This window comes from Luteolibacter pohnpeiensis, from assembly GCF_016595435.1.
Taxonomy (GTDB): Bacteria; Verrucomicrobiota; Verrucomicrobiia; order Verrucomicrobiales; family Akkermansiaceae; genus Luteolibacter; species Luteolibacter pohnpeiensis.
On record NZ_JAENIJ010000012.1, the window covers coordinates 18,498 to 38,019 of the forward strand.

The 19,522-nt window shown below is 53.2% G+C and carries 20 protein-coding genes and 1 tRNA gene; 7 read left to right on the plus strand and 14 right to left on the minus strand.

What is annotated here, in order from left to right; translation table 11 throughout:
- Positions 1–309: 309 nt before the first annotated feature.
- On the plus strand, positions 310–1,005 hold the full coding sequence (locus JIN85_RS09070; protein WP_200269846.1) for a ferritin-like domain-containing protein: 696 nt from the start codon (positions 310–312) through the stop codon (positions 1,003–1,005).
- Here the strand turns inward: JIN85_RS09070 and JIN85_RS09075 are convergent.
- The 3 genes from JIN85_RS09075 to JIN85_RS09085 form a co-directional block, all read right to left on the minus strand.
- A complete protein-coding gene (locus JIN85_RS09075) occupies positions 985–2,064 on the minus strand; it encodes a peroxiredoxin family protein (protein WP_200269847.1) in 1,080 nt (359 codons plus the stop codon). The genes JIN85_RS09070 and JIN85_RS09075 overlap by 21 nt on opposite strands.
- Positions 2,065–2,136: 72 nt before the next feature.
- Positions 2,137–3,315: a 1-deoxy-D-xylulose-5-phosphate reductoisomerase gene (gene dxr, locus JIN85_RS09080; RefSeq protein WP_200269849.1), complete on the minus strand. Its 1,179-nt coding sequence runs from the start codon at positions 3,313–3,315 to the stop codon at positions 2,137–2,139.
- Entirely contained in the window at positions 3,315–4,238 is a 924-nt protein-coding gene (locus tag JIN85_RS09085) for a phosphatidate cytidylyltransferase (RefSeq protein ID WP_200269851.1), read from the minus strand. The genes dxr and JIN85_RS09085 overlap by 1 nt, the downstream gene beginning before the upstream one ends.
- A 139-nt stretch (positions 4,239–4,377) precedes the next feature.
- On the opposite strand from JIN85_RS09085, the gene JIN85_RS09090 reads away from it, so the two are divergent.
- On the plus strand, positions 4,378–4,857 hold the full coding sequence (locus JIN85_RS09090) for an EF-hand domain-containing protein (RefSeq protein WP_200269853.1): 480 nt from the start codon (positions 4,378–4,380) through the stop codon (positions 4,855–4,857).
- A gap of 78 nt (positions 4,858–4,935) precedes the next feature.
- Here the strand turns inward: JIN85_RS09090 and JIN85_RS09095 are convergent, their stop codons facing one another.
- The 3 genes from JIN85_RS09095 to mtnP form a co-directional block, all read right to left on the minus strand.
- Entirely contained in the window at positions 4,936–6,645 is a 1,710-nt protein-coding gene (locus JIN85_RS09095; RefSeq protein ID WP_200269855.1) for a GTPase, read from the minus strand.
- Positions 6,646–6,674: 29 nt separating this feature from the next.
- A complete protein-coding gene (locus tag JIN85_RS09100) occupies positions 6,675–7,598 on the minus strand; it encodes a polysaccharide deacetylase family protein (RefSeq protein WP_200269857.1) in 924 nt (307 codons plus the stop codon).
- 82 nt (positions 7,599–7,680) lie between these two features.
- A complete protein-coding gene (gene mtnP, locus JIN85_RS09105; RefSeq protein ID WP_200269859.1) occupies positions 7,681–8,556 on the minus strand; it encodes an S-methyl-5'-thioadenosine phosphorylase in 876 nt (291 codons plus the stop codon).
- 84 nt (positions 8,557–8,640) lie between these two features.
- Between mtnP and JIN85_RS09110 the strand changes: the two genes are divergently transcribed.
- The 4 genes from JIN85_RS09110 (at position 8,641) to JIN85_RS09125 (ending at position 12,082) form a co-directional block, all read left to right on the plus strand.
- Positions 8,641–8,714, plus strand: a tRNA-Arg gene (locus tag JIN85_RS09110).
- A 25-nt stretch (positions 8,715–8,739) separates the two neighbouring features.
- Complete coding sequence (locus tag JIN85_RS09115) at positions 8,740–9,864, plus strand: acyltransferase family protein (RefSeq protein WP_200269861.1); 1,125 nt, start codon at positions 8,740–8,742, stop codon at positions 9,862–9,864.
- A gap of 133 nt (positions 9,865–9,997) precedes the next feature.
- The gene (locus tag JIN85_RS09120) at positions 9,998–11,374 is read left to right on the plus strand and encodes a sulfatase-like hydrolase/transferase (RefSeq protein ID WP_200269863.1); all 1,377 of its coding nucleotides are present in this window, start codon (positions 9,998–10,000) and stop codon (positions 11,372–11,374) included.
- Positions 11,375–11,482: 108 nt separating this feature from the next.
- Positions 11,483–12,082 (plus strand): PEP-CTERM sorting domain-containing protein, encoded by a 600-nt coding sequence (locus tag JIN85_RS09125; RefSeq protein ID WP_200269865.1) that lies wholly within the window; start codon positions 11,483–11,485, stop codon positions 12,080–12,082.
- Between the two features lie 149 nt (positions 12,083–12,231).
- On the opposite strand, the gene JIN85_RS09130 is transcribed toward JIN85_RS09125, so the two are convergent.
- A complete protein-coding gene (locus JIN85_RS09130) occupies positions 12,232–12,948 on the minus strand; it encodes a DUF1826 domain-containing protein (RefSeq protein ID WP_200269867.1) in 717 nt (238 codons plus the stop codon).
- 133 nt (positions 12,949–13,081) lie between these two features.
- Positions 13,082–13,744 (minus strand): thioredoxin fold domain-containing protein, encoded by a 663-nt coding sequence (locus tag JIN85_RS09135; RefSeq protein ID WP_200269869.1) that lies wholly within the window; start codon positions 13,742–13,744, stop codon positions 13,082–13,084.
- Positions 13,745–13,920: 176 nt separating this feature from the next.
- On the opposite strand from JIN85_RS09135, the gene JIN85_RS09140 reads away from it, so the two are divergent.
- Entirely contained in the window at positions 13,921–15,339 is a 1,419-nt protein-coding gene (locus JIN85_RS09140; RefSeq protein WP_200269870.1) for a sulfatase-like hydrolase/transferase, read from the plus strand.
- 15 nt (positions 15,340–15,354) lie between these two features.
- Here JIN85_RS09140 and JIN85_RS09145 read toward each other — a convergent pair whose 3' ends face one another.
- The 6 genes from JIN85_RS09145 to JIN85_RS09170 all read right to left on the minus strand — a co-directional run bounded on the left by JIN85_RS09145 (position 15,355) and on the right by JIN85_RS09170 (position 19,520).
- Positions 15,355–16,086 (minus strand): L,D-transpeptidase family protein, encoded by a 732-nt coding sequence (locus JIN85_RS09145; protein WP_200269872.1) that lies wholly within the window; start codon positions 16,084–16,086, stop codon positions 15,355–15,357.
- An 18-nt stretch (positions 16,087–16,104) separates the two neighbouring features.
- Complete coding sequence (locus JIN85_RS09150; protein WP_200269874.1) at positions 16,105–16,902, minus strand: DUF3108 domain-containing protein; 798 nt, start codon at positions 16,900–16,902, stop codon at positions 16,105–16,107.
- A 71-nt stretch (positions 16,903–16,973) separates the two neighbouring features.
- Positions 16,974–17,468, minus strand: a complete 495-nt coding sequence (locus JIN85_RS09155) for a hypothetical protein (RefSeq protein ID WP_200269876.1) — start codon at positions 17,466–17,468, stop codon at positions 16,974–16,976.
- A 17-nt stretch (positions 17,469–17,485) separates the two neighbouring features.
- The gene (locus tag JIN85_RS09160) at positions 17,486–18,247 is read right to left on the minus strand and encodes a hypothetical protein (RefSeq protein WP_200269878.1); all 762 of its coding nucleotides are present in this window, start codon (positions 18,245–18,247) and stop codon (positions 17,486–17,488) included.
- Complete coding sequence (locus JIN85_RS09165; protein ID WP_200269880.1) at positions 18,244–18,963, minus strand: hypothetical protein; 720 nt, start codon at positions 18,961–18,963, stop codon at positions 18,244–18,246. The genes JIN85_RS09160 and JIN85_RS09165 overlap by 4 nt, the downstream gene beginning before the upstream one ends.
- 23 nt (positions 18,964–18,986) lie before the next feature.
- Complete coding sequence (locus JIN85_RS09170; protein ID WP_200269882.1) at positions 18,987–19,520, minus strand: hypothetical protein; 534 nt, start codon at positions 19,518–19,520, stop codon at positions 18,987–18,989.
- Between the last annotated feature and the right edge of the window lie 2 nt (positions 19,521–19,522).

A 19,522-nucleotide genomic window follows, 5' to 3' on the forward strand; every position in this document is an offset into this window, starting at 1 on the left:
TCCAAAAATAACATGCAGGCATGGCTGATGTTTTGGGTTTAATTATCATCAGTGACTTTGGATGCTGATGATGGCTTGTGAATCATATTGCTTAGCACTCTTGCGCCAAGTGATCATGATTCTGTGCCAATTCTTGGAAATTGCCTTTGCTCGGATTCACGGAATTTTCACAAGGCATCCATAAAATCCTCTCATACGCATTCCATTTTACAGTCACGAACCAAGACGCTGAATATGGATCTGCAAAAGTGGGTAAGTTACTTCGAAAAGAATGCGAAAAACCGGCCCGAGCCGGACTGGGATGCACCGATGAAACTGGAGGGGGCTACTCTGTTGCGATTAAGGAAATCCATCCAACAGTTTCAACTCGGTGATGGTGGAGGCCCTGCTTGCTTGATTGCCTGGGACCGAGATGCATATCTATCAGATCCGGCTACCAAGCAGCTGGTTGATCTCTGGTTCATGGAAGAAAAAGAGCATTCCAGACTTCTGGGGCGGATGCTGAAGCGCCTGGATGGCGAGGGAATTCAAAGTCATTGGAGCTTTGAATTGTTTTGTTGGGTGAGAAAATTTTTAGGGGTTCGGTATGAATTACAAACTCTCCTGAGTACGGAAATCGTTAGCCATGTGTATTATAAAATGCTCCGTAAACATGGAGAAGATCCGGCACTCCGGCAAATGTGCGCGCTGATCATCCGTGATGAAGCGGGTCACATCGGTTTTCATGCTTCCCGACTTGCTGGGAGTAATCTGAACAAACGCAGAAGTCTGGGATTGATAGGGACGATGGCGTTCCTGTCCCGGACGATTCTGGCGGGGACCGTGTTGTGGGTCAACCATCGCCGTGCCTTGTTGGCGCTCGGGGCCACCGATGCTGAATTTTATCGAAGAATCTGGCGCGATAGCCGAATCTTTATCTCTCAACTCCGTAAACAGAGAGAACGATCGCAGCAACAAGATGCCAATGCACCATTGGCTTGCAGACTAGTGGGTTTCAGAGAGTAAGGCTTCCACCGACAGATCTACGAACGATCCTGGCAATCCGACAAACTGAATGGTGCGCTTGCCGTCCAAGACATAGGCGACTGGCATGGTGCCGACACGGTATTCATTGGCCAGCTGGTTTTGCGGATCTGAAAAGTTACGCCAGTTCACGGTTCCATCCGCTTCCATGCTGCGGAGTTTTTGCAGCGGGTCGCTGTTGACTCCGATTAAGGCGAACGGGCGATTTTTGTATTTCTGCGCCATCCCGGAGCAAATCTCGATCATGTGCTGTGCATCGATCACGCCACTGTTCCAGAAAAGGAGAACAACGACTTTACCTTCCTGCGAGGAAAGGGTGATGGGGCGTCCGGCGGAGTCGGTTCCTGTTAGATCGGGGGCGACGCGCCCTTTGGTTAGATACCGGATGATGTAAAGTTCGTCTTCCGCCAGCTTGGCGACGGTGGTGCCGTTGATTTCCACGTCCGCGCTTTGAACGATGGCCTTGCGCAATAAATTCAGGCGCTTGCGGGTGATTTCATTTTCGTCGCCGATGGTTCGTAAAAGCATGGCCGAGGCGAGCGCCGCCACGCCTTGGACTTTAAGATCGGGATTTTGAGTTTGGATTTGTTCCAGCAAACTCAGGGAGCGGGGATTTCCTCCTGCGACTAGAGCCAGGCAGAGAGGGCCGATTTTATCACTTTTCGTGTGATAGCTTTCGGTCGCGCTCATGATTTTATTAACCTCTTCGGTGTATTTGGAGGTTACCATGCCATCCTGATTGGTCTTGATGATGCCCGAGGCAAGTTGAATGAACCAGGTGGAGGGTTCGATGCTCCAGTCTTGGGCAAGTGAATCTTGAATCGCTTGCCACATGCGATCTGCATAGGAGGAATCATTGGGCCTGGCTTTCCAAGCGGTGATTCTTTCCTCCGGTTTGGAGGCGATTTTGAGCTGAAGTTGCCACTTCTCAACGGCGAGCTTGTATTCTTTCTCGATGCTGGCTGCTTCCTGGGGCGTGGCATGAGCTACCGCCGTAAGGAACAGGGAAATCAAGGGGAAAAGCCGGGTGAAGCGGTTCATGGTGGGAATACTATCGATGAGTTCTGAAATTGGGAATAGTCGAAATCAGTAGAAATACTTGGCGCGGAACGGTCACATTTGATGAGATTCGCAATAGCGTTTTGCCAGTTGCCGCGCTGCAGCGTCTGCAGCGATGAGCGTTTCCAAGTCGCATGATGGCTGCAGCTCATGATCATTCATGACTTGAGCCACGCAGCCCGAGATATGGGTGAAAGACAGGTTCCCGGCTCTGAACGCGTCTACCGCGACTTCATTGGCCGCGTTGAAGACCGCAGGCATGGTGCCGCCTGCGAGACCGGCCTTGCGCGCGAGCCCAAGTGCGGGAAAATCGGCATGTCGCGGTTCTGCAAACTCAAGTTTTGCGAGTTTTGGAAAATCCAACGGTTGGAGATGGCCCGCTACCCGGTCTGGCCAGGTGAGGGCATACTGGATCGGGAAACACATGTCGGTCCGACTTAGCTGGGCAAGCACCGATCCGTCGCGGAATTCCACCATTGAGTGAACGAGGCTTTGCGGATGGATCACGGCCTCGATCCGATCCATGTCGATGCCGAACAGCCAGCGGGCTTCGATCATTTCCAAGCCTTTGTTGAAAAGCGTGGCGGAATCGATGGTGATTTTGGGCCCCATGTTCCAAGTCGGGTGCTTGAGTGCCTGCTCCGGGGTGACATGGGCGAGCTGGTCGGACGGCATGTCGCGGAATGCCCCCCCGGACGCAGTCAGAATGAGCCGGGAAACTTCTTCCTGGCCGCCGCGGTGACCATCCAGGCATTGGAAGATCGCGTTGTGCTCGCTATCGACTGGCAATATTTTGACGCCGTGTTTTTTGGCCGCATTCGTGATCACCTCGCCAGCCATGACGAGGATTTCCTTCGAAGCTACGGCTAAATCCTTACCGGATTGAATCGCGGCAAGCGCAGGGTGGAGGCCCATGGTGCCAACAATGGCGACCAGGACGATATCTGCCTCCGCCAAGACGGAAATTTCTGCAAGTCCCTCAGCTCCAAGATAAATTTTTACCCCCTCTGGCAGCAACCGGCGCAAGGCCGATTCCTGAGTGCGATCGAATAGAGCGACATGACGCACCCCGGTTTCGCGTGCCTGGGCCGCCAGCGTTTCGATGCTTTGGTTTGCCGCCAGTCCTACGATTTCAATGCGGTCGGGTAATTCCCGGGCGACTTTGAGAGTTGAGGTTCCGATTGAGCCGGTTGAGCCTAGCAGAACGACCTTGCGTTTCCTCTTTTCGGACATCAGGCGGGAATCAGAATCCATTGAAGGTAAAAATATAGCGCTGGTGCGGTGAAACAGACGCTATCGATGAGGTCGAGGCCACCGCCAATGCCAGGCAGCATTTTTCCGGAATCCTTGGCCCCAAGTGAACGCTTGACGATGCTTTCGGCAAGATCGCCAATCACCGCCAGGATCGATAAAATCAGCCCAAGCATAATGACATGGGGCCAGCTACCCAGAATGGAGAGCTGATTGGGAAAAAGCGCATACAGCCCGCACGCGGCGAGCTGAGAGAAGACGAGTGCTCCGCCGAATCCTTCCCAGGTTTTTCCCGGGCTGACGTGCGGGATCATCTTATGGCGGCCTATGGCTGAGCCGGTCAGGTAGGCTCCCATGTCGCTGAATTTCGTTACCGCCAGGAGCCAGAGCAGCAAATATGCTCCCGTGGCAGTGACATGTCCGTCAGCAGTGGCTGGTCTGATGAAGACCAATCTGGCCGCGAAATTGAACAAAAACGGCACATAAATGAAGCCCAGCACGTGTGTGGCGACGGAAATGAGCGGTTCTTTCCCGAGGATCGGCCGAAACAGCTGCAGGGTGAACGCCCCCGCGATCGCGAGAAAAATGGCAAGTGTATCAAAGCCTTGAGGGATGGCGGACCCGCCTTTTAGAAAATGTTGATCAATTGCGACGCAATAAGCGATGCAGAGCGCGATGCCGAAGCAGGAAAAGGCTCGGATTCCAGCTCCTTTGAGCATCCGGAAATACTCGATGCTTGAGATCGTGCACAAAATGCCGATCAGGCCGAGGTAGGCCCAAGCCCGCATGCTGATCAAGGCGGTTGCGACAATTGCCCACAGCAACAGGGTGCTAGCCGTTCTACGAAAGAATACGGTGGCTTTGGAGGGCGCGGATGGTGGTGATTCTGGCGGTTTGTCTGCCATTTGCAGCGGAATCCAAAACCTACGCGACCGGCATGGCAACTCATTCCGTTTTTTGCTTCGCAACCTTTTTCAAAAAACCTGGTTCCATGATCATGCGAGATCGATCCACGGTCTCCGAAAATTAAACCACCAAACCACGATGAAAACCAAATTGTTATCCATCGCCGGAATTCTCCTCGGCACTGCTGCGATCTCCTTTGCCCAGGAAAAGCCTGAGCCTCCAAAACGCGCCGAAAGAAAAATCCCAGAAGAAGTTCTGAAGAAATTCGACAAGGACGGCGACGGCAAGCTCAGCGACGAAGAGCGCAAGGCCATGCGGGCAGAACGCCAGGCTGAAGCTGAAAAAATGCGTAAGGAAAACCTCGAGAAGTATGATGCCAACAAAGACGGCAAGCTCGACGAAGAGGAAACCAAGAAAATGCGCGAAGATCGCCGCAAGGAGATGTTTGCCAAATTCGACAAGGATGGTGACGGAAAATTGAGCGAAGAGGAAATGAAGGCCATGCGCGAAGCGAACCCACAACGCGGTCAGCGCGGCGCTCGTGGCGAAGGTCGCCCACCAAAGGCACCTGAGGATGCTCCTAAAGACACCACCAAAGACGAGCCTGCAGGCGAGTAAGCCAGCCTGAGTTCATAGATTGATTTGTTTGGAATGACAGACCCTGGCATCGTTTGGTGCCAGGGTTTTTGCATTCGCTCAAATGTCCTGTTCGATGGCTTTGAGCGTGAGGAACAACTCTTTCCAGCGAGTCAGCCGCGGCTCGACGGCTTGTTTTTCAGCGATCAGGTGCTTGCGAACGCCATCCAGGCATTCCGTGTATTCCTGGAACACCAATCGCAGTGCTTCTTCGTAATCCGCGCGCAAGGTGCTTGCGAAGGCATCGCAGGTGTCGAGCAGCCGATCCTGAAAATCCGCGCGAATGCTCTTGCGGGTCAGCCATGCCGCAACAATGCCCAGCGTGAGGAAAATCCCGGCGATGCAGGAAATGATGACGGCGATGAGCTGCAGCCCGCAAGCGCCGAGGGTGCCGGCGATGGTGAGAAATAGCAAAGTGGTGAAAGTGAAAGACTTGAGCGCGACTTCACGCCGCCGCAGGTCTTTTTCCAGTTGAGTCCGGACCTTGAGGCTGCCGATTCCGGATCGCGCAGCAGTTTGCAGCCGGTTGACGAAATGCTTTCTAGGCGCACTCAGCGTTTCTTCCAATTCTGCGGAATCTCCCAGCTCCACATGCATGGTTTCGCGGACCCGTTCCCGTAGATCCTCCCAGTGCACGCAACAAGCACGCAGCACTTCAGTTCCATCATCTTCAGCGACCGATCGCACCGATTCCTCAAGACGCTTGGCGAACAGGGTTTCCATGTCCTGGCTGGCCTTACCATTGGTAAAAAGCCGCACGATGGAACGCAGGGCACCCAGCCGACGCGACAGCACCTTCGACACGCCAACGGCAGCGATTTGGAAAACTTCAGCGACGCCAGACAGGTGCTGCGGCAGGCGGATGACAAATTGCTCACGGATTCCCTCGATTTCCTGTTCGATGGAATCGATGAAATGTCCCTGATCGTTCAGGATGCGGGTTTGCTCCTCGATCCGATCTTCGATTTCGCGAAGGGCCAGGCTTGAGCGATACCGCCACGTGTCAAGCCGCTCCCGCCGTTGTCTGGAATAGCAAATCTCCTCGGAAATAAAATTTTCCAACGGCTCAATCCCGCTGGCCTTGAATAGCGCCAGTCCTTCCTCCAATTGCTTCGAGTCCAATGCGGATTTCGCGGAAACGGCAAACATGCGCGGGACCATTCCCGTCCGTTTCAGCGAGAGATCCTTCATGTGACCCAGAGTCACATGGATGTCTTTGGGGCCTCGTTGATCGCACTGCTGGATGATATAAACGACTTTTTCGAAAGCCTCAGCCGGGATGCGAGATACGAAATTCCAGGTGGCTGCGCCCCAGGGATTGGAGATGGGGAAAACGACAAAAATTAGGTCCGCAGAAGGCAGGAGAGGGAGGGTGACCTCTTCATGACCCTCGATTTTCGAATTGGTCCCCGGAGTGTCGATGAGGTGGAAATCCCGCAAAAAGTCGATTGGGATCTGCTTTTCAACCAGCAGCGGGTCGCGCTCGATATCCCGGCGGGTTGCGCCATGTTGGTAGATGCCCACCACGCGTGTCTCGGGCAGGACATTGGCCTTGCAGATTTCCTGACCCGCAAGGCCGTTGAAAAGCGTCGACTTTCCGCTGTTGGTTTCGCCACAGGCGGCCAGGACGAAGGGCTGGTAAAGATCGGATCCAGCATCGTCCGGGAGCTGCCCGGTGATATCGGTATGGGTATCCAGCGCTAGGGCGTGAATTCCCGATATCACTCCGCAGAGCCTTTCACGCAGGGCGAAATATCGCTCGCCAAACATTTCTTGGCTCGGTGGGTGGAGGGTAGGGATCAGGAATTGGCGGAGCCTTGGGCCGCTTGTGCGGTTGCGTCGACTTGCATCGCAATCAACTGGGATATGGTCACGAATTGATAGCCGCGGCTCAACAATGCGTCCAAGGTGTCAGGCATCGCATCCACGGTGGTGGAATGGAGGTCGTGCGAAAGAATGATGGCCCCCGGCTTTGCACCGGCGAGAATGCGCGATGAGACGAGCGATGGGACTCGGTTTTTCCAATCCAGGGGATCGACCGACCACAAAATCGTCGGATAACCAAACTCATCGTGAACCATGGCGCGCTGGCGTTGCAGCAAGGCACCGTAAGGCGGACGCAGCGTGCGTGGCTGGATGCCGGTGGCAACGCCAATCGCATCCGTGCATCGGCGGATTTCGCTACGAACCTCATCATCACTCAATTTGCTGAGCGATCGGTGAGTCATCGTGTGGTTTCCGATTTCATGACCCTCTGCAACAGTCCTGCGGATGACGTCCGGATAGAGATTCACACTGCGACCGATTACGAAGAACGTCGCTTTGATGTTGCGCTGGCGCAGCATATCCAGCAACCGAGGAGTATTTTTCGGATGTGGGCCATCGTCGAAGGTCATCGCGATGTATTTGCTGGTGACCGGCACATGGGTAAAGGTGATGTCGGCGGTGTGGGAGAAATCCGTGGTCAGATGCTGATCTGGATTGCGCGGAACAGGGCCTTTTACGGCAGGCGTTTTGTAATCCGATTTTTTGGTTTTGATCGGAGTCGGGCTCGCGATTTTTTTCTTTTCCTCAAGTGGCGGAGCCGCTGCGCAACTGGTGAGTGCGGCTGCCATCAGCATGAAGCTGCGCCGTGAAAGCTTCGATAATTCAAGGCCGGAGAGGTTGTCCCCCAGGTTGTGCTTCGGATTCAGTGGATGGCCCAAATGGTTCAGCGGATTCATTGCAGGATAAGGGAGGGAGTGCGGACAAATTTGTTTTAGGTTATCGAACAATCGGATGTTGTCACGTCTATCTTTTTTCCTGTCAGAGAGATGTGAAGCGCTCCAACAAGGGCAGAAGGGCGCGTTTTTTTTGCTCTGGCCATAACGCCTTCGGAGTCATGATCGCACCATCCAGCGCACAGTGTTCCGGCCAATCCGGGACTGTTGGAATTTTCGGAATGGCAGCTGCGAGAATCTGCTTTGCGGCAGAAACATTGGCGTGGAGATGGCCCATCACCGTTTCAGCGGTCACAGGTTCTTCTTCCTCTTTCCAACAATCGTAATCGGTGATCATCGCCAACGTTGCCAAAGCGATTTCCGCTTCGCGTGCCAGCTTCGCCTCGGCCAGATTCGTCATGCCGATGACGTCGAAACCAAGCTGCCGGTTCGCCAAGCTTTCCGCCCGTGTGGAGAACGCCGGACCATCCATGTTCACATAAGTGCCCCGATCGTGGACACGGGAAACCTTGCCCACTGCCGAGTCCCGCAGAATTTCACGCAGCCCCTGACTGACAGGATCCGCAAAGGCGACATGGCCGACGATGCCACCGCCGAAAAAAGTGTGTTCAGTGCGACGGCTGGTCCGATCAAAAAACTGATCGGGCAACAACACATCCCGCGGTTCATACTCTGCTTTTAATGATCCGACGGCCGTTACGCAAATCAGCCAGCGCACATTCAAGCTGCGCAGCGCCCAGATATTGGCCCGATGATTGATTTCCGTCGGCAGCAACCGGTGTCCGCGCCCATGACGCGGCAAAAACCAGACTTTCCGCCCCATCAATCTTCCCCCGATCAGCGTATCCGAAGGGTCACCGAAAGGGGTTTTGATGATTCTGTCCTCGATTTGCTCGATCCCCTCCAGCTCATAAAGACCGCTACCTCCAATGATTCCAATGCTCGGTTCAAGCGCTTCCATGGAGTCTTAGGTAACGGGGCGAGTGATTTTTTCCAGCTGGTTTTTGACTTCCTGGATTTCGTCTGCTAATTCGGTGCCCCCAACGCGCCCGTAGCTCAGTTGGATAGAGCATCCGCCTTCTAAGCGGATGGTCACTGGTTCGAATCCAGTCGGGCGTGCTTTTTCCAAAAATTGGGTCGAGGTATGAGCAACAATCAACTTGGAACGAAGCCGCATTATCAGGTGTTAGATGGGCTTCGTGGGGTCGCAGCGGTGATCGTTGTCTTCTTTCATCTTTCCGAACCGCTCGCCGCCAGTCGTTTTGAAAATGTGATCAATCATGGTTATCTGGCGGTTGATTTTTTCTTTCTGCTGTCAGGCTATGTGATCGGATATGCTTACGATGATCGCTGGGGCAAGATGACGATCGGCGGCTTTTTGCGGCGCCGTTTCGAGCGATTGCAACCTCTGGTAATTCTGGGCATGACTCTCGGAGCCATCGGCTTTTATTTTACGGATTCCACGATATGGCCGCATATCCATGAGGTTCCGGTCTGGAAGTTGATCGTGGTCATGTTGATTGGCTACACGGTTCTGCCCATACCGCTTTCGATGGATATCCGTGGGTGGCAGGAGATGCATCCTTTGAATAGCGTGGCTTGGTCGTTGTTCTTCGAATACATTGCCAATATTTTCTATGCGCTTGGCTTGCGAAAATTATCGAACAAAGGGTTGGCCTGTTTCGTGTTTCTTGCAGGCGCACTGCTGCTGCATTTTGCAGTGACCAATCCAAATGGCGACATCGCTGGTGGTTGGACGCTGAATGCCGAGCACATGCGAATTGGGATCACCCGTACCCTGTTTCCGTTTTTTGCGGGTTTGCTTTTGTCTCGGGTAGCGCGACCCGTTTACATCAAGAACTCGTTCTTGTGGTGCAGCTTGTTGTTGGTGACTGTGCTGTTCATGCCAAGAATCGGTGGTGAAGATCACCTTTGGATGAATGGCTTATATGAAGCATTTTGCATCATCGTTGTATTTCCGCTGATCGTTTATCTTGGTTCCAGTCAGGTGATGAGGACTGAATCGAAGGGACGAATTTGTAAGTTTCTCGGCGAATTATCCTATCCTTTATACATGACTCATTATGTGCTGGTTTACTTTTATGTCGCTTGGGTGAGTAATCACAGTGGGATCACTTTGCGACAAGCCTGGCCCTATGCGCTGCTTACATTTTCTGGAGCCGCCGTTTTAGCTTATGCGAGTTTGAAGCTTTATGATGAACCTGTTAGAGCTTGGCTACGGAAAAGGGTTAAGCAATCAGCTTCCTAAAACATTTGGATGGTCGGCTTTTTCGGTTCATGATGCTGTGAGTTGATTCAAATGCCTGGCCTATCCATCAGGCATCCATTTGGGTTTAATGCCTTGACCGGCTGATTTGAAGTCGCTCAGTTTTGGAGCCGTCATGAGATCGCGTTTTTCAAGTCGGCTAATTTGCATGCTGGTGGTGATGTGCTCCGCTGGAACCTTGGTTGCAGAGGAAAATGCCAAACCGAACATCATTGCGATTTTGGTGGACGATATTGGCGTGGGGGATTTCGGGTTTTCCGGAGGAACGGATTTCCCGACACCGAACATCGACGCTTTGGCGAAGAGTGGATGCATTTTCACCAATGGTTACGCGTTGCCATCGTGTTCGCCAACTCGCGCGGCTTTAATGACAGGCCGTTATCCCGCTAGATTTGGCATTGAGGATAATCGTCCTCTCGATGGACCGAAGGGTGGGATGGATGTCAATGAGGTCACCCTGCCGACGAAATTGCATGAAGCTGGTTACGAAACGCGATTGATTGGCAAATGGCATCTTGGGAAAGGCGATCATTTTGAATTCGCTCCGCGCAATCGCGGTTTTGACGAATTTTACGGCTATTTCGGTGCTGCCGGCAGATATGTCGACCCGAAGTTGTCGCGCAATGGCACTGAGAAAATTCGGAAGGGGTATATCACCGATCTTCTCACGGATGAAGTTTGTCATTTCCTCAAGCAAAAGCATGATAAACCATTTTTCATTCACTTGGCCCACATGGCTGCCCATTTGCCACAAGTGGCAAAACCGGAGGATCTTGCCAGGGTTCCGAATCTGACAGGAAAGCGCAAAACCGCAGCGGCGATCATTACCAATCTGGATGATAATATCGGCCGTTTGATGGCGACTCTCAAGGAAACCGGGTTGGACCAGAACACACTGGTGTTTTTCATCAGTGACAATGGAGCAGAGCCTCCGGTGCTGGGAACCAGCAATGGACCTCATCGGGGAATGAAATTTGATGTTCTTGAGGGGGGCATACGTGTGCCCTTTGTCGCGAGTTGGCCTGGTCATATTCCTGCGGGCAGCACGTATGAGCCGATGGTGCATGTCATGGACGCGTATAGCACCAGTTTGGTTGCCGCAGGTGTGAAAGTTCCGGCTAACGTCGATGGAGTCGACCTTATGCCGTACGTGGCGGGTTCTAACAAATCACCTGTCCATCCACAACTTTGCTGGATCTACAATGATCACAAAGAATGGCGCATCCCCGGACGGGATACCAACCTGGCGCGGCCATTGCGATCGATTCGTGAAGGGGATTGGAAACTTGTCATGGAGGGCGACAATGCGCCTGAGCTTTATTCAGTTTCTAGCGACCCTGGTGAAAGTAAGAATGTTGCGAATGAGAATGCGGGGGTTGTCGAGCGGTTGAAGGAGGATTACAGCGATTGGAAAGCTAAGATGAAGCCGCAGGTTATTGGTGATGACCATCCGTTGTACGGTCGCTTCAAATTCATGAAGCCGAAAAAATGAGTCCATTGAGTAAAGCTGGGCAGGTGAAACATCTGGCAATTCGACGCCAGGAATGGATAACCGACCGCTTGCGAGAAATCCACGTCGCGAGGGATGCTGCTCGCACACATGAAATCTCATATCTGCCTCCCGATTCTCGCCAGCTTGGCTTTGGCAAGCATGGCATCAGCAACGACCGTAGGCCTCCCAGGAGGCGAATTGGTCACCACGTGGGACACATTTCCTGGCGTCGCCTTTGACAGTGACTTGCCCGATACTTCAGATGCTCCTTTGACGGCAACATTGGATTCCTACACTTCGGGCTATCTAACAGGTGGAGGTGATCGAATTTACTCTGGTGGAAACTCGTTTTCCATGGAGATCTCCGGCGAGGCGACTGAAACGATTTCGTCGGTCACTCTGATCATGAAATATACCGCACCAAGTGCCTATACGGCGGAATCTTACTTCTCGATTGCCAGCGACGGCCTTACTTTGGCCAGCGCAACGCCCGAATATCTTGGCTCAGTGACGGAAGGCTCGAATACCTTCGAAATCTATGCCTGGACCTTCAGTGGCCTCGATAGTGGCGAATCCTATTCGATTTCGATCAGCAGTGAAGCAGATCACGTTTCGTTAGATGCCATCCAATTGATGGTTCCTGAGCCTAGTTCTGCCATGCTGGGAATTCTTGGGGCAGGATTGCTTATGATTCGCCGACGCAAATAAACAACGGATCTTCGCATAGATGGCAGTCGCTTTGAATGGCGAATTTTGCATTTGCTCCGCGTAGGTGTGAAACCAATGAGTCAAGGCGGCTGCTATGCTTTTTATCTTCCTGATGAATCTCTAACAAAAACTGTTAGATCTATTCGAGATTAGCTGATGAGCAGTAGGCGTGGCGGGTCTCCAGGCAAGGTGTCCGGAGCACGATGAACGCACGGTGGCACCGGGCTGCCTGGCCAGGCAACTGCGATGCGCCAGAGATTGCCGATCCCAAACTTTTGGGGTTGTGAGCCGGAGCTGCGCGCATAGTGGAGATCGTAACAGTGATCCGTGAGGAATGATTCAAATTCCTCGTCATCTGCTCCTCCATAGATGGCCAATAGCTCGGCTCGGGTATCGGGCACGTCCACTCGGCGTTGGACTTGATCATTCGGCAAGCGCTCACTGCACGCTCCATGGTAGGTGCAAAGCCAGGTATCTGCTTCTACGGGAGCACTGTCTGCGTGGAATGAAAAGACATCGGTGACGATCGGACCAGGTTCTTCATCGCGGGGATAGGCGGTGATGCAATTGAGGATGGGTTCAAGATCATGATCTCGCAAGAGCTGGAGATCTTGGAGCATCGTCTCCATGGCGATTTTTCCAGCGGGGCTGAGCGGCAGTGAGCGGAGAAAATCTGCATCTAACGACATGACTCCATCGCTCGTATCGTGATCCAGATGCTGAACGATTTCAGCATAATCGCCGGGAAGAGTTCGAGGCCAGCAGAGTGCATTCACGCCATTTTCGAACGTCGCGCTGACCAATTCTTCGAAGCTGTTTACCATCCGGACTTGCGGGTCGGCAGAAGGGGGTGATGGCGCGTTCATGGATGGCGTGAGCTTAGAAATAGGGCGCTCAAGCCCAAGGAAATTAGCCAGAAATTACTGGCGAAAAAAGAGCCCGCGGCAGGGATTGGGATCCATGCCGCAGGCTTGAAGAATAGGAATCGGTCAGCCCTGATTAGGACTTCGAGGCATTGGAATCCACCCATTTGGCGAATTCTGATGGGGTGATGCCGTCGTGATAACCTCCCGAGGCAAGCTGTTTGCCTTCAGAGTTGGTCAGGAAATAAGTCGGGAAACCTTTGACTCCGAATTCTTTCGCGAGCTTTTCATCGCGGCGATTGTTCGGTGTGCCGCCAGGGCCGAAGTCGAGCATCAGAAGCACCAGATGTTGATTGGCGTAGCTCTTGAATTCCTTTTCTGAAAACACCGCTTTTTCCAGTTTGATGCAGTAGGGGCACCAGGTGGTCCCGGTGAAAAGTACGAAAATAGGTAGGCCAGTTTCTTCAGACTCTTGCTTCGCCTTGTCCATTCTGGTGAGCCATTTGGCTTTCCGATTTTCTGGAACAGTCGGCTTTTCTTTTTCGGTCGAAGCAGATGGAGCAGCAACAGTGGTCTGAGAACTTTTGATGAACTCCTGGTCCGCTTGTGAAAGTTTCGATTCAGGGAAGGTGCTAATGCTGCCGTTTAGCAGTTTGAGGGTGACACTTTCGTTTTCTACTTTAACGAACTCAGCCTGAATCTTGGAGCCTTCCGTGCTGGTCCAAGTGCGAAATTCTGCGTGCAGAGGAGTGGTGAGGGTAACAGTCGCGATAGCCCAGCGGAGAATTCGGCTCTTCATGATGGGTTTAGTGCTGCGCTTTGCTCATGCGCGACGCAAGCCTTAATTGATGTCCGGGGATGTTAGATGAACCTAACTAAATTGCCTGAAATAATTTTTTGAATGTTAGAGTCATCTCAGTCCGTAACTAAGTCTCGTTCGTTCGGTTAGATCCCCGAATCCCATTCCGCCAACCCATGAAATTATCTCTCTGCTATTCGATCTTTTTCTTCGGCTGGTGCTTTTTGTCGAAATCGGAAGCTGCCGACGCTGCACCGAAACCACCGAATGTGGTGATCCTTTTGGCGGATGATCTGGGCTGGAATGCGGTAGGCTATCACAATGCGGAGGTGAAGACCCCGAACATCGATCGGCTCTGCAAAGATGGCGTTGAGTTGGATCAATTTTACACGTCTCCCATGTGCAGCCCCACGCGGGCGGGCCTCATGACCGGGCGTTACCCTATTCGATTTGGCTGCGCCCGTTCGGTCATTCCGCCTTGGCGTGATTACGGAGTTTCAGTGGATGAGGTCATGATGCCGGCTGCACTGGCAGCGGCCGGTTACGGCCAATGTGGGGCATTCGGCAAGTGGCATCTCGGGCATGCGGAGCAAAAATGGTTGCCACTTGCTCGCGGATTCACCGAATTCACCGGCTGTTACAACGGCGCGATCGACTACTTCACTTTTGAACGGGAGGGCGAAGTGGATTGGCATCACAATGAAGAATCCATTCGGCCTGAAGGATATTCTACGACCGTGATTGGTGACGCTGCGGTCAATTTCATCGGCAAAGCCGCCACCGATGAAAAACCATTTCTGTGCTACGTGCCATTCAACGCGCCGCATTCACCGTTCGAGGCTCCGGAAAGTTATCTCGAAAAATACAGCCAAATCAAAGACGTCAAAAAGCGCACCTACTATGCGATGATTACTGCGATGGACGATCAGGTTGGCCGGATTCTGGATTCTATCAAACAGGCAGGGATCGAGAAAAATACGGTTGTCTGGTTCTTTAGCGACAACGGTGGAGTGCACGATATCAAAAAGAACAACGCTCCCTTGCGTGGCAACAAGCTCACCAATTTCGAAGGTGGAGTGCGCACCGTTGCGTGTGTTCGCTACCCTGGCGTTTATGCTTCCGGTAAAAAAATTGAGCAGCCAATGGCTTTCATTGATGTGCTGCCAACCGTCATGGCTCTAACAGATCACACGCCGGAATCTGCCGGATGCAAACCGCTCGACGGTGTTGATCTCAACCCGGTGCTAACGGGGAAAACTGCTGAACTGCCAGCACGCGATCTCTACTTTTATCATGGTCAAACGGGTGAGGACTCCGAAACCATCGCGATTCATTCCGGTCCATGGAAATTGATCGTGAACGGGCCCTCACTTGCGGGTGACATTTCAGGAAAACATCAGATCCGCCTCTTCAAACTGGCAAAAGATCCTAACGAAAAGCAGGAGCTATCCGAAGAGAATCCGGAGGTGGTGGAGCGACTGATGAAAAAATTGGTAACTTTCCGCAAGCTTCAGCCAGCGGATGCCATCCCACCTTATGACGTCGGCAAAAAAGGATTTGTTGCGCCGAAGGATTGGAAAATCACCAAAAAGTGATCACGAGGATTCGCCTCAAGGCAGTTTCCAATCCGCTTTGTGTTTCTGATATTCACTCTTCGGCAGGAGCACATAGAGCGGCTTTTGATCCGGGTTGATGCGTGAGATCATGCTGCGAAGTTTTTCCTCCGGCATGCTGGTGCAGCCTGCCGTTGGGACACTGCCACCGCCGCGCCAGATGTGAAAAAAGATCGCAGAACCTCGGCCGGGTGAAACATGCGGAGGCGCGTTGTGGGCGATGAAAAGTTTGAGTGAATGCGCGTAATCTCCTTGCCGCATCTGCTGCGCCTTTTCCCACTTGGTGGCGGGATCGTGATCTAACACAATGGTATGATTGTATTGCGGTGATTTTGGATCTTCCACCCACAGATCGCGCGGAGTGACTTGATGATAAAACAGCTTCGGATTTTTCTGAATCGTTCGATCGTATCCCCAGGCTCCGCCGATGGCGAAAACTCCGGCTGGGGAGCGGCCATCGCCTTCTTTCTTCACCGTGGCACCAGAAGGATTGGGGTGCAGACCAAGACCCCACACGAGCCCCTTTTTACCAAGCCTGGCTTTCCATGACTCTCCGGTGGCTTTCCATGAACCGCCTGATTTCTGATAGAGGCGCAAGGTGACTTGTGAGGAATCCCAATCATCCGCGATGCCTAAAACGCATTGAGTCGAGGACTTCGGGAGTTCAAATCCGCAGGCGAGAAGTGCAGTTGCGAGAAACGCGATGGCAGTGCGGGGGATGATGTGCATGGAAAATGGTGAAGGTTGTTAGAATTTCTTTTTGTTGGTCAGGACCGCTCGGACATCGCCGATGAAAACGGCGGCGCGAAATTCGAGCGGGATACGGTCGTTGTCGTCACTGAGCCAGAGCGTCGCGTTATCCTTGAGTTTTTTGTAGCTTTTGAGTTCGAGCGAATCGCGGTCGATTTTATTCATTCCCACGCTCAGGCGGATCGACTTTTGCCCTTCGTGAACTTCATGGCTGACGACTTTGGTTCGTAGCAAATATGGGGTGTCGAACGGATGGATCACGATCGCAATTTGATCACCATCTTCGAGCTTTTGGCTGCGGACATGCAGCATTGCGGAAAACAGATCGAACACTGGAGAAAAGGTGAACGTCCGGTTCTTGGTATTGGATTTGCCGGACTTGAGGTTCTTGGTGATCGATTCGCTTTCGACCTGTTTGGAATCGTAGCGGATGGTGTAAGTCACCGTTTCCTTCGGATCGGTTTCGACAGCGTGAAAATATCGTGGTCGCAAGGTAGTGGGCAAAACTTCACTCCAGAAATCGTGATGATAGGAGTAAAGTTTCGCTGCGAGTCCCTGACTGACCGCGTGTGAACGAATCACAAAGGCCCCGGGTTTCTTGATATTTTTCGGGCCGAAGTCGATGTGAAGTTTGCCGGAGTCGACCAAGCCCTTCCAGCTGATCTGATAATCAACGCTCATCGGCGTGATGATGGGGTGTGGCCCGGCACTTGGGGAAGTAAGTCCGCCAACCCATTCAGGAGCAGCGGATGCCAACGTTGCACTGGCGAAAAAAATCAGGGCCGTAGGTTTCATGGTAAATCGATCACCCGAAGTTATGCCCCATTTTTGCTCAGACGCAAGCAGGCAACAAAGCCAACTGCAACTTACGGGTGATCGGTCGAGTCCACGGGAAGCGCGCGCGGAGGCAGAATGCCACTGTTTGATTCGAAAGTCGTGTCGAAGCGGTCTTCACTCACAGGAAGCGGTCGAAATGATTCCGAATGCGTATCGACTCGGAATTCCAGCTTCATGACATCGCGATTGGTTTCGGCGATTTGATCGCGCAGATCCTGATTTTGAGTGCGGAGTTCTTTCAGCTCGGCGACCAGGTTTTGGTAAAACTTTTCCTGAGCGGAGGAAGTCGTGGTTAGATCATCCGGAAGGGCATGCTTCGCCTCAGACATCGAATCAGTCGCGTTTGATGCGGCGGCCTTCACCGTGTTGCTGACTGAAGGAATCGGGAAAGTGACCGGTGTTTCCTGGATGCTAAGCAGCGGGTTGGAAAGCATTTGCCGCACGGACCACCAATGGCTCGTGCCAGCTGCTGCCATCGCGGCGAGGGCCACGCTGCAAACGATCGGTGGGGTGGTGGATTTCATGGAGGGGAGCGGAAGAATTATGGAGCCGGAGTGGTGCTTGGTAACGAGGAAAGAAGCTGTTGAAGCTGATCAATGGCGTGCCCGAGCTGCTGGGTATCGCGATCCATTTGCTGGATGGAATTGGAGAGAATTGCTCCGACCGTTTTGGTCTGCCTGTATCCGGCTGCAGATTCGTAGCCAGGTTCCGGAATCGCGAAAATACTGGCTCCATCGGCAATCGGAGTCAGCAGGTGGGGTCGTATGGTGAGAGTGATTTTTGCCCCTGGTGCAAGTTCCACTTCGCGGGTGAAGGGAGGAGCTTCCGCGTTGCTTTCGATGCGCCAGCCCGCGGGGGGCTGCAGCAAGGGTTTGGCGGCAAAGGGTGCCAATAATTTCACCTGGCTGGGATCGATGGGGCCGCTGCCTGTTTGGATTTTCTTCACCTCCACGCCAAGGCCGGGTTTCCGCTGTGAGGCGTTGGAATGCGGAGACGCCGCAGCTGCAGGCGGGTTGCTAGGGGCTGGTGGTGGAGTTGAATCGGGAGCCGTCTTTTCCGGAGATGGGGATTTCGCCGCTTTTGAATCGGAGCTTTTTTCCTTATCCTTCTCTTTTTCCGGTTTGGTTGCCTTTTCCTGAGTGGGTGGCGGCAGAACCACGGTGACGTCTCTGCCTTCGCTTCGATGTTTGTTGAATTCGCGAATGGCTTCCTGAACCGGGTCGAATTTTTCTCCGGCTGGGGGATTCTGCGAAAACGCGAGTGGAGTGCCAAGGGCGAGGCAGATGAATATGGAGCGCTTCATTTCTCGGCGGGCTTGAGTTGGATCGCTTCGTTGCTATCGAGTCCGGCAGGGCGCGGAAGATTGGCTGAAGCCGCTTGATTTCCAGGCAAGGAGGGGCTGTCCGCACGCAGCCCTGCATCCGGGATGGATCTTTCCATCAGTTGGTTCCAGGATTGTAGCAAGCTGGCCGCTTCTGCCCGGAGTTGGCGGGACTTTTCCTGATGATCCTGGAGTTGTTTCAGAAGCTCCCGTGCTTCGCCCAGTTCATTGGCCGTCCATCGAAGCTTGCGGGTTTGATAGAGCACGGGAACATCGAGGATGATGCGGCTGATATCGCCATCGGGCGTTTCCGCGTCGATCACGTGCTGGACACTGAGATTGGTTTCTTCAAATGAATCACGCGCACCTGCGGGTGATGGGGAAGAGGCAATCGTGTCATCAATGGGTTCACCGGGAAGGTGCGAATCATTGGGCAGCAGGGGCGGATTCGTAACTTCGGCGTTCTTCGATGGAGCGGGCGGGGCTTGAAGCTGGGCGGCTGGCGAAGTGTTTTTAACCGGAGCGGTTGCCGCTGGGGCGACGATCACAGGCTTCGTGATATAGAGCCCGCAAAACACCGCGGTCATGAGGGTGCTCAGTGTTAGCAAAATCGGGTAAGCTTTCGGCACTTGGGACCCGGGCGCCGGTCTTTGGGGGGGGATTTCTGGCAGCGCACCGGATTGGCTCACGGTGGGCATTGGGGATTCCGAAGGGATGGGTCTCATTTTTCGGGGGAAGGGGCGGGGGATTCGGTAGTGGTTGCAGGCTTGGCCTCCGCAGCAACCGAGTAACTGACCACAGTTTGATCCGAAACTCCGGGAAAGGTGGTGATGGTCATGGATTCGCCACAAAGACGGAGATGACGAAGCACGCCATCAGTCTGGCTCTTCGCCTGCACTCCGGGAATGACTTCGAGCGCGCCATCACTGCGTTGCCTTCCAATCCCGTCTGACCGGTAAATTTCAAAAGTCGTGTAGGATTCTTCATCGTCAGCTGAGGACACCCGGATCTGCACACCGTCCGTGGTAACGTGGAAGGCGATGGGTTTCATCGGAATCGGAGTGATTTTATCGCCCGTGATCTTGAAATGAGCGGTCAGCAAAAAGTCTCCAACCGGGCGAAACTCCGCAGCGGCGGGAATGGCTAAAACAATCTGAAATAGAAAAACTAAGAATAAACGACGACGATCTGCCATCATTAAGTTTTCCCTGATGATATTCGATTTCCTGAGAATGAATGGATGAATCGAGGTCATGT

Bases quoted from the DNA above. Each gene is read 5' to 3' on its own strand.
- JIN85_RS09070 (WP_200269846.1), top strand. From the start codon at position 310: ATGAAACTGGAGGGGGCTACTCTGTTGCGATTAAGGAAATCCATCCAA.
- JIN85_RS09075 (WP_200269847.1), bottom strand. From the start codon at position 2,064: ATGAACCGCTTCACCCGGCTTTTCCCCTTGATTTCCCTGTTCCTTACG.
- dxr (WP_200269849.1), bottom strand. From the start codon at position 3,315: ATGTCCGAAAAGAGGAAACGCAAGGTCGTTCTGCTAGGCTCAACCGGC.
- JIN85_RS09085 (WP_200269851.1), bottom strand. From the start codon at position 4,238: ATGGCAGACAAACCGCCAGAATCACCACCATCCGCGCCCTCCAAAGCC.
- JIN85_RS09090 (WP_200269853.1), top strand. From the start codon at position 4,378: ATGAAAACCAAATTGTTATCCATCGCCGGAATTCTCCTCGGCACTGCT.
- JIN85_RS09095 (WP_200269855.1), bottom strand. From the start codon at position 6,645: ATGTTTGGCGAGCGATATTTCGCCCTGCGTGAAAGGCTCTGCGGAGTG.
- JIN85_RS09100 (WP_200269857.1), bottom strand. From the start codon at position 7,598: ATGAATCCGCTGAACCATTTGGGCCATCCACTGAATCCGAAGCACAAC.
- mtnP (WP_200269859.1), bottom strand. From the start codon at position 8,556: ATGGAAGCGCTTGAACCGAGCATTGGAATCATTGGAGGTAGCGGTCTT.
- JIN85_RS09115 (WP_200269861.1), top strand. From the start codon at position 8,740: ATGAGCAACAATCAACTTGGAACGAAGCCGCATTATCAGGTGTTAGAT.
- JIN85_RS09120 (WP_200269863.1), top strand. From the start codon at position 9,998: ATGAGATCGCGTTTTTCAAGTCGGCTAATTTGCATGCTGGTGGTGATG.
- JIN85_RS09125 (WP_200269865.1), top strand. From the start codon at position 11,483: ATGAAATCTCATATCTGCCTCCCGATTCTCGCCAGCTTGGCTTTGGCA.
- JIN85_RS09130 (WP_200269867.1), bottom strand. From the start codon at position 12,948: ATGAACGCGCCATCACCCCCTTCTGCCGACCCGCAAGTCCGGATGGTA.
- JIN85_RS09135 (WP_200269869.1), bottom strand. From the start codon at position 13,744: ATGAAGAGCCGAATTCTCCGCTGGGCTATCGCGACTGTTACCCTCACC.
- JIN85_RS09140 (WP_200269870.1), top strand. From the start codon at position 13,921: ATGAAATTATCTCTCTGCTATTCGATCTTTTTCTTCGGCTGGTGCTTT.
- JIN85_RS09145 (WP_200269872.1), bottom strand. From the start codon at position 16,086: ATGCACATCATCCCCCGCACTGCCATCGCGTTTCTCGCAACTGCACTT.
- JIN85_RS09150 (WP_200269874.1), bottom strand. From the start codon at position 16,902: ATGAAACCTACGGCCCTGATTTTTTTCGCCAGTGCAACGTTGGCATCC.
- JIN85_RS09155 (WP_200269876.1), bottom strand. From the start codon at position 17,468: ATGAAATCCACCACCCCACCGATCGTTTGCAGCGTGGCCCTCGCCGCG.
- JIN85_RS09160 (WP_200269878.1), bottom strand. From the start codon at position 18,247: ATGAAGCGCTCCATATTCATCTGCCTCGCCCTTGGCACTCCACTCGCG.
- JIN85_RS09165 (WP_200269880.1), bottom strand. From the start codon at position 18,963: ATGCCCACCGTGAGCCAATCCGGTGCGCTGCCAGAAATCCCCCCCCAA.
- JIN85_RS09170 (WP_200269882.1), bottom strand. From the start codon at position 19,520: ATGACCTCGATTCATCCATTCATTCTCAGGAAATCGAATATCATCAGG.